At 69.2% G+C, this 7,819-nt stretch carries 10 protein-coding genes; all 10 read right to left on the bottom strand.

Features of this window, described 5'->3' with window-relative positions; translation table 11 throughout:
• Positions 1–52 precede the first annotated feature (52 nt).
• Complete coding sequence (locus ACWXWW_RS17630) at positions 53–328, bottom strand: hypothetical protein (protein ID WP_455971277.1); 276 nt, start codon at positions 326–328, stop codon at positions 53–55.
• A 148-nt stretch (positions 329–476) separates the two neighbouring features.
• On the bottom strand, positions 477–1,910 hold the full coding sequence (locus ACWXWW_RS17625; RefSeq protein ID WP_054683676.1) for a conjugal transfer protein TrbL: 1,434 nt from the start codon (positions 1,908–1,910) through the stop codon (positions 477–479).
• A 33-nt stretch (positions 1,911–1,943) separates the two neighbouring features.
• A complete protein-coding gene (locus tag ACWXWW_RS17620; protein WP_200116396.1) occupies positions 1,944–2,267 on the bottom strand; it encodes a DUF6112 family protein in 324 nt (107 codons plus the stop codon).
• Between the two features lie 82 nt (positions 2,268–2,349).
• Positions 2,350–2,661 carry a DUF6112 family protein gene (locus ACWXWW_RS17615; RefSeq protein WP_054683670.1) on the bottom strand — a complete coding sequence of 104 codons (312 nt, stop codon included), beginning with the start codon at positions 2,659–2,661 and terminating at the stop codon, positions 2,350–2,352.
• Between the two features lie 83 nt (positions 2,662–2,744).
• Entirely contained in the window at positions 2,745–3,917 is a 1,173-nt protein-coding gene (locus ACWXWW_RS17610) for a M23 family metallopeptidase (RefSeq protein ID WP_082406518.1), read from the bottom strand.
• A 16-nt stretch (positions 3,918–3,933) separates the two neighbouring features.
• Positions 3,934–4,623 (bottom strand): hypothetical protein, encoded by a 690-nt coding sequence (locus ACWXWW_RS17605; RefSeq protein WP_455971274.1) that lies wholly within the window; start codon positions 4,621–4,623, stop codon positions 3,934–3,936.
• A gap of 63 nt (positions 4,624–4,686) precedes the next feature.
• Positions 4,687–5,163: a hypothetical protein gene (locus ACWXWW_RS17600; protein ID WP_455971272.1), complete on the bottom strand. Its 477-nt coding sequence runs from the start codon at positions 5,161–5,163 to the stop codon at positions 4,687–4,689.
• Positions 5,150–6,256 carry a ParB/RepB/Spo0J family partition protein gene (locus ACWXWW_RS17595; protein WP_455971270.1) on the bottom strand — a complete coding sequence of 369 codons (1,107 nt, stop codon included), beginning with the start codon at positions 6,254–6,256 and terminating at the stop codon, positions 5,150–5,152. Before ACWXWW_RS17595 ends, ACWXWW_RS17600 begins: the two co-directional genes overlap by 14 nt.
• Positions 6,253–7,092: a hypothetical protein gene (locus ACWXWW_RS17590; protein WP_455971268.1), complete on the bottom strand. Its 840-nt coding sequence runs from the start codon at positions 7,090–7,092 to the stop codon at positions 6,253–6,255. The genes ACWXWW_RS17595 and ACWXWW_RS17590 overlap by 4 nt, the downstream gene beginning before the upstream one ends.
• 252 nt (positions 7,093–7,344) lie before the next feature.
• Positions 7,345–7,819: hypothetical protein (locus tag ACWXWW_RS17585; protein ID WP_455971266.1), on the bottom strand; the 475-nt coding region annotated here is incomplete at its 5' end.

Genomic DNA, 7,819 nt, shown 5'->3' with positions numbered 1-7,819 from the left:
CGTCTACCCCGAGCGCATCGAGCCCTACCTCTGACCCCGAGGACCCAACTCCTTACACACACAACTTGACAAGCTCGATCGGCACCCACTCGACGAGCTTCCGACCCCCGACCGGGATCGCGGCCAGGCCCAGCGCGGTGCCCCAGATCGGGGCCGTGTAGAGCGCGGCGGGGCCGCCCGCGTAGAGGGACGCGACGAACACGGCGACCGCGACACTCACGGCGATCACTTGCGGGAGGGACAGGCCGAGGATGATGCCGCGCTTGGTGAGGCGGGAGAACTTCACCGGGGACAGCTCGAACTCGGATGCGGAAGCGGGTGCGGCCATGACGGGCTCCTGAACAACGGGATACATTGCGGACGCCAGTCAGGTACGCCCCCGACAAGAGCCGAGGGCGGTGGTGCGCAGGGCTCCTGCACGCCACCGCCCGCATCGACGGACACCTTCACCTCCCTTCCAGTTCGGAACTCCCGGTCTATGGCTTCGGCCCGGCCGGTGGCGGTTTCGGCGCGTCCGGGGGTTTCGGCGGGTCGTTCTTCGGCGGCGCCGCAGGCTTCGGCGCACTCGGCCGAGGCGGGGCCGACGCATTCGGGGGTGGGGGCGGGTTCTGTCCCTCGGCGGCGGATCCGGCGTGATTGTCGGCGGCGCGGCCGATCGCGTCGCCGAGTTTCGGGCCGGCCTCGGCCGCGCCCTTGGCGATCTTCGCCGCCGCGACTGCGGCGATCCCGAGCGGCCCCGCCGCAGCGCCCGCACCCGCGCCACCGGCCGCTGCACCACCGGCTGCACCACCGGCTGCGCCGCCGCTCCCGGCTGCCGCGCCACCGCCTCCGGCAGCCCCGGCACCACCAGTGGGCGGCGGTGGGGGTTTCGGCGGCCCACCCCCAGCACCGCCCGGAGGAGGCGGGTTCCCGCCACCGCTGGAGCCGCCTGTGTCGCCCTTGCCTTCGAGAACGCGCGGCGGGGTCTTCCCGTCGGGCTTGCCGGGCATGGGAATGGGCCGGTTCATCGCCTGCTTCGATTCCTGTTCGGCGCTCATCGCGTGGTACATGTCAAAGCCGACGAAGCTGATGAACTTGTACACCATGTACGGGGCGAACGCGGCGATAAACATCAGCACGATGCCCGCGATCGGATCCGCAATCGAACTGAGGTCGAGGTCGATCGGGGCGTTGACCTGATTGATCGCGACGAGGAACACGATCACGATCACGAGCTTCGAGAAGATCAACGCGAGCACGAACGACGCCCACTTCCCGAACCACCCCTTCGTCACATCCCACGACGAGCCCGACAGCGCGATCGGCGCCATCACGACCGCGACCAGGATCAAGGCTTTCCTGATGAGGAGACTGAACCAGACGATCGCCGCCGCACAGATCGCCAGGAAGCTGAGGAAGATCGTGATGATCGCCCCAGCCCCGGGCGCGGTGAGGTTGATCGCGGTGAGGCCTGCGACCAGGACGCCGATCTTCCCGCCCATCTCCTCCAGGGTGGTGCCGGTGGCGTGGATGATGCCGATGCACAGCTGGTCGACGACTTCGAGCAGGGTCGCGGTGATCGTGATGACGAGGAACGATCCGAGCACGCTTTTGGCGAGCCCGAGCGCGGCACGAGAGAGCGCGCCGGGGTCGCGGCGGATGAGGCCGGTGATCAGTTGCAGGCAGAAGAAGATCAGCATGAGGAAGATCGCGATCCCGAAGATCACGTTGTACACGCCGATGTAGTCGCCGCCGGTGATATCGACCAGAGTGGTCGCATCGAACAGCGCCCACACGCCCTGGAAGATCCAGGACGCGGCCTGCCCGATCGCTTGCGCGAGCCAGTCGAACGGGGCCGAAATCAGGGTCGCGGCGGTATCGCCGACGGTGTCGCAGACGTTCGAGATGATGGGGACATCGCAGATACTCACAACACCCCTCCCTCCAATAGGTCGAGGCGGTGGTCAGGAAACGGTCTGGCCCACGTTCCAGAAAAAGTTGATGAGCGTCACCGACGCGCCGGTGATGATCGCCGCACCGCACGAGATCAGCACCCCGACCTTGCCCCTGGACGACAAGTGCGGGTTCGAGCTGTTGGAGCCGAAGCCCCAGATCACGGCGGAGACGATCAGGGCGAGGACGGAGAGGATCAGGCCGATCGTCATCACCGCGCCGACGACGGTGCGCAGCGCGCTGATGCCGGGCAGGCCCGAGTCGTTCGGGTTGATGTCGATGTTCGCGGGCATGACCGCGGAAAGGGTGGTGAGAGTGTCGAGGACGGCAAGCATGACGGGCTCCTTCGCGGGCGAACGCCCCACCCCGGGACTGGGATGGGGTCACCTGGACAGGTGCGACCCCGGAGACGCGCGTTCAAAGGCCGTCGCCGAGGCGCAGCAGGAAGTTCATCCACGTCACCGCGGCCCCGGCGAACACCGCGGCGCCGAGCGCGACGAACACCCCGACTTTCCCTTTCTGCGCGGCCTGCGCGTTCCCCGTCGAGGACGACACCGCCCACACGATGCCGGAGATGATGAGCATCAGCACTGCGACGATCAGCACGAACGTGAGCAGCGCCCCGACGATCGACACCAGCGTGGATCTGCCGCCGACACCGCTGAGATCGGGGTAGACATTCTCCGCCCACACGACAACGAAACCGGGGACACGGGCGAAGGGGTTCATGCGGGGCTCCTGACAATGGCGGCGGCTCGGGCACCGATCAGGTGCGGTAGCCGGCCCCGCGGTCCGCATCCACCTTGTTCCGCTCAGGCCGCGCAGCCCGGGCCACCCCCAGTCGTCAGCGCATCGGCGCCCTCGACCTCGTGGCCGGCGAGCCACGGCTCGGCGTCGACGGCGGGCTGGGCGCCGCCGCCGGGGTGGACTTGGAAGTGCAGGTGGGGGCCGGTGGAGTGGCCGCTGCTGCCGACATCACCGATGTGCTGGCCCGCCGTGACTCGGTCGCCCGCGGCGACGTGGATGCCGTGTGCCCACATGTGGATGTACTTCGTGGCGACCTTCTCACCGCCGATGGTGTGCTCGATGGTGATCTGCCCGGAGAACCCGCCGAGCATGCCCGCATACGTGACCACGCCGTCGGCGAGTGCGACGATCGGGGTGCCGTCCGGGGTGGCCCAGTCGGTGCCGGAGTGGAAACTCGCAACTCCGGTGATCGGATCGACGCGCGGCCCGAACTGCGACGTGCGCGTATAGCTGCCCGTCGGCAGCGGGAACACCAGCCGCGTCGTCTCCGGAATCGTCTCATCCCCCGGCACCCCGCCCCCGCCTCCACCACTTGGGCGGGTGAGGGCGTCGAGGATGGTGCGCGCGACCGGCTCATAGTTCTGATACCGGTCGGGGTAGGCGGAGACTTCGACGGCCTGTGCGGCTTCGCCTTTGTCCATCTGCTGCCAGCCGGGGATATCGAGCAGCCCGCGCGGGGACGGGTAGTTCGGGCCGTCGGGGCCGCCGTAGAACGCGCGCGCCTGATACTTCGGATCCATGAGCTCGGCGACCGTGCCCCACCCGGACTGGGGGCGCATCTGGAACAAGCCGAGACTGTCATGATCCGACCCGTTCCCGTCGTTCGGGAAGTCCCCGGACTCGGGGTAGGTGCCGGTGTTCGCGAGCTGCCGGAGCGTGGACTCGGTGAGCGCGGCCATCAGCGCGATCAGGATCCCGTCCCGCCCGACCCCGGGGGTGTTCGCGCCGGTGGTGATGATGGTGCCCGCGTGGGTGAGCTGCTGCTTGTTCAGCGTGAAGGTCGTGCCGTCTTTCGTGGTCACCTCCAGCTCGTCCGGGATGGGGCCGAGGGTGAGGCCGGAGGCGAGGCAGTGGGCCTGGTGGAGGACGGCCGGGTTCATGAGCACCCCGACGCTGAGTAGCCCCAGCATCGGCGCGAGCAGCATCCCGAGGACAGCGAAGACGAGCACCTTCCGCATCACAACCACCGGCTCGTCAGCGGAGGGGGTTGTCGAGCTGGGACAGGCGCAGCAGCTGGCACCGGTCGAACACCGGCTCGCAGGCGACGAACACGGTGAACGCGACCGGATGCGCACTCGAGACGGCATCGCCGTACCAGACGCCCTGCCGATGCCGCACCCCGTCAACGGTGTAGGCGATCGTGCCGTCGGCGATCTCATCGCCTGCGGCGGCGACCGCTTCGTGCCACTGCTCGGGGACGAACACGTCCTCGATTTCGAGGTGCTGGCGGGTGCGGTACTCGGCCAGATCCCGCCATGTCTGCGCCGACGGGAAGTAGCCGTCGAGGTCGGCGATGAGGCCCGGGGTTTCGGTGCCTGTGGGGTCGGCGTCCTCGATCAGTACCGCCCGGTGATCGGCCGGGGTGAGGAGCGTGAACGTGTCCCACGCGAACAACGCCTCCGCGACCGCCCGCACATACTTCTCCGGGTCGTCCGTGCGCGGCAGCGACGGCAGCTCCCGTGCCCCGGGCTCCTCGCCCGGCGTGCCGGGCGGCTCCGAGGCGCCCGGGTGCGACGAGCCGCCAGGGTCTTGCGGGGTGGGGCCGGTGATGAGGCCGTAGATGCCAATGCCGGTCAGGAGCAGCAGGATCAGGCCAGTAGTGATGAGGGTGATGATCAGGCGGCGACGGCTGCGCTGGCGCTGATCGGCGTGCGGTGACGACATAGGAACGGCCTTCCGACGTGGGGGAACAACGGTCAGCCGATAGGTGCGCCACCCATCGCGAGGTCAGCGGGTCATCGAGGGCGGGACAGCCGGCCCGTCTCCGCTGGCCGGAGGCTCGGGGTCGAGGGCGGCTTCGCGCTCGCGGAGCGCCTCCGCCATCCCCGGGTCACGGTCAGGTGCCGGAGCAACCGGTTCTGGGTGCCAGGCGATGCGACCGTTCTCGGTCTGGGCGCGCATGACGAGGGAGACGACGTGGTCGAGGGAGGCGCCCGCCAGCCGCAACCACCCGCTCGCTTTCTCCGCGTGCTCCCGCCCGGCCTGGCGGTTTCCGTCGTCGGTCGCCGCATGGGCGCTGTGCCTGTGGTGCCAGGAGGCGAGCTGGTTCAGGGACTGCTGCACGCTCGTGAGCGCATAGTGCAGCGCGCCGAGCGTCTCGTAGGTGTCGGGCGGGTGGGTGATGTGCCGGGTCGCATGCGCCAGGCCGCGGGCGGCTTCGCCGAGTTCGTCCGCGTCCTGTTTCGGATTCTCAAACGTGGGCATCAGCCACCTCTGCGTCGTTCCGGGTTTCTCGGGAGGTACGCGCGATATCGAGGAAGCAGCCGGCCTGGACGATGCTGGTCTCCACCAGCTCCCACTGCTCGTCATCGGCGTAGGCGCCGAAGTCTTCGGGACTGTAGCGTTCCCACCAGCCGTGCTCGCGGCGCAGCAGATCGACGAGCTTGCGGATCTGATGCTTCTGGCGCAGCAGCGGATCCGCATCCGACCACCCCTCCCGCACCGCCGCCGCAGCGTCTTTCCGCAGCGGGGTGAGTCGGCCGATCGCGCGGGTCGCTTCTTTCAGCGCGTCTTTCGGATGCTCCTGCGCCCGCACGAGCTGGAGTTCAGCGGCTGCCGCCTCTCGGATGGCGTCGGGCTCATCGGGGTGCCCGGCCCACTGCTCCAGCAGCGTGACAGCCTGGAGGAGTTTCACGCGCAGGTAGCGGCCGTTCACTTTCCCATCCGTGTTGAGCTCGAGCAGCGCCTCGGCGGCGGCCTGCCGCACCTGCGGGTGCTCAGTGTCGGAGGCGGCGATCTGTTTGAGCTCGACGACCTGATCGAGCATCCCGTGCGAGTCCCGCCCGGTGACCGCTTTCGCCGCCCGCACCCGCGTCTTCGCCCCTTCACCGCGCACCGTCTGCGGTGGTGTCGAATCGACACCACCGCCATCCTCAGTAGGGGCCGCTGCCTCACTGTTGTCGGGGTGGGCGCCGAATTGGGTGGCTTCCTGCTTGCGGGCGTTCTCCTCGGCGTAGAGCTGTTTGAGTTCGCTGTAGAGCTCGGCCTGCTCGATCGGTTTCAGCGCTTTGCGGAGGGTCTCCTCGTCGCGGATCGCGAGCACGTGGGAGAGCTTGTCGGACACGCCGTGCACGATCCAGATCGGGGTGACCCGGTAGCCGAGGCGTTGCTGCGCGGCCAGCACCCGCCTGCCGGAGATCAGCGCGTACTGCTCGGTGACCGTGGGCGGGTGGATCACCCCGAACCGTTCGATCGACGCGCACAGCTCGTCCAGATCCTCCTCGACGTCGCGGCGGAAGCTGTAGCCGACACTGATCTCGTCGATCGCGTGCTCCAGGACGAGATGCCCGCGACTCACGACCCACCCCGGCTCTCCTGCATCCCGGACGCGGTGCGGGAGGCGGTGACGAGTGACTCGTCGCGCAGCAGATCGGCGACGTCGTCGCCGAGGAGGACGCGAGCGAACAGGCCGTACTGGCCGCTGCGGCGGCGTTTCCCGGTCTGGGAGCCGACGACCAGGCGCACGAGCGCCGCCCACGCTTCCGGGGTGTAGCCGAGGCGGACGGCGATGTGGAGTTCTTTGGACACGATCTCTACCGCGGAGCTGCGGGAGGAGAGCCCGGTGACGCGGTGCGCGATGTAGTCCACGGCCTGCTCGACCGGGCGGGCCGGCCAGTCGGTGAGCACGAGGAACACGCACGTCGCCCGGATCACCCGATCGACGGAATGATCCTCCCCGCCGCTGTGCTGCACGAGGCTCGGGGCGTGCGGGTGGACGTCGTAGAAGAACTCCTCGTAGTGCCCGGCACGCATCGGCTCCTCCGCGGGCCGCTTCGACGGGCGGCGGGCCTTGTCCTGGCTGGTCATGTTCCGGTCGGCGTGCACCTCGGCGGCGATGCCGAGCGCCACCGCCCGGGTGATCACCGCCCACGGATCATCCGCGGCGAGGGTCGTGGGGGTGCGCATCGCGAGGAACGCCTCATACGCGGCGTCGGCCGGGTCGCGATGCCAGGCTTTCGCGATCGGCGTGTACTTCTGGGTGGCGTAGAGCATGAGCTCGGCCGCGACCGGGCTCGTCGCCCACGCGTTGTGCTCGTTGAGCTCCGTCAGCAGCACGCGCAGCCCTTCACCGGTCGTGAAATCCGGAACAGGGCCGGGCTGCTGGGCGGACTGGGGGTCTGGGTGGGGGTGCATAGCGACTCCTGAAAGAAACGAAGATCCGTCGACGAAAGACAGGTACGACCCCCAGCCGGTCGACGGAACACTCCACACCCCGAACAGCAGCAGGGGCTGCCGCGTGGAAGGCCGCACGGAACCCTCAGCCGGCCCCGCGCGGGGGCGGCCGTGGGTGCCGTGCCCGGCGTCGTGCCGGGCGGCTGCTGGTCGGAGTGGTTGTGGGGGTCTACGGGTGTTCCGGCACTCGGGTGGTGCCGGAAGACGAATGGGTCATCGGCTCACCCCCGTCCGCCCGGCCACGGGGGCAAGCTCCCGGCCCGGACTGGTCGCAGCGGGTTCAAGCTCGTCCTGCCTGCGGGCGAGGCGCTCCTGCAACTGGGCGCGGCCTTCCCGGATGCCCTCCAGGGCGGCCTCGTGCAGCATCGCGTTCCACTTCGCACCCCGATCGACGACCGCGCCACCGGCCCTGGCGGCGAGATCCGTCGGGCGCACCCACTGCACCCCGCCACCGGCAGCCTCCGTTCGTGCATCCGGGTCGGCGAGGGTGGGATCTTTGTGCGTCGCCAACCGCGACACCGCCTCACCCTCGGTGCCCTCGGCAGCCTCTGCTGCGCGGCGTGCGGTGGCGGCCTCGTGGCGGCGGGCGGCGTCCTGCCGGAACGCTTCGGCGAGCGTGTCAAATGGTGTGTGTAAGGGGTGCTGGTTCTCCTTACGAAAGGAAGCACGCACTTGGCGATCGACAAGG

This window comes from Microbacterium sp. KNMS, from assembly GCF_053851835.1.
The sequence above is the reverse complement of the archived record's forward strand: the minus strand, read 5'-3'. Positions and strand labels throughout refer to the sequence as shown.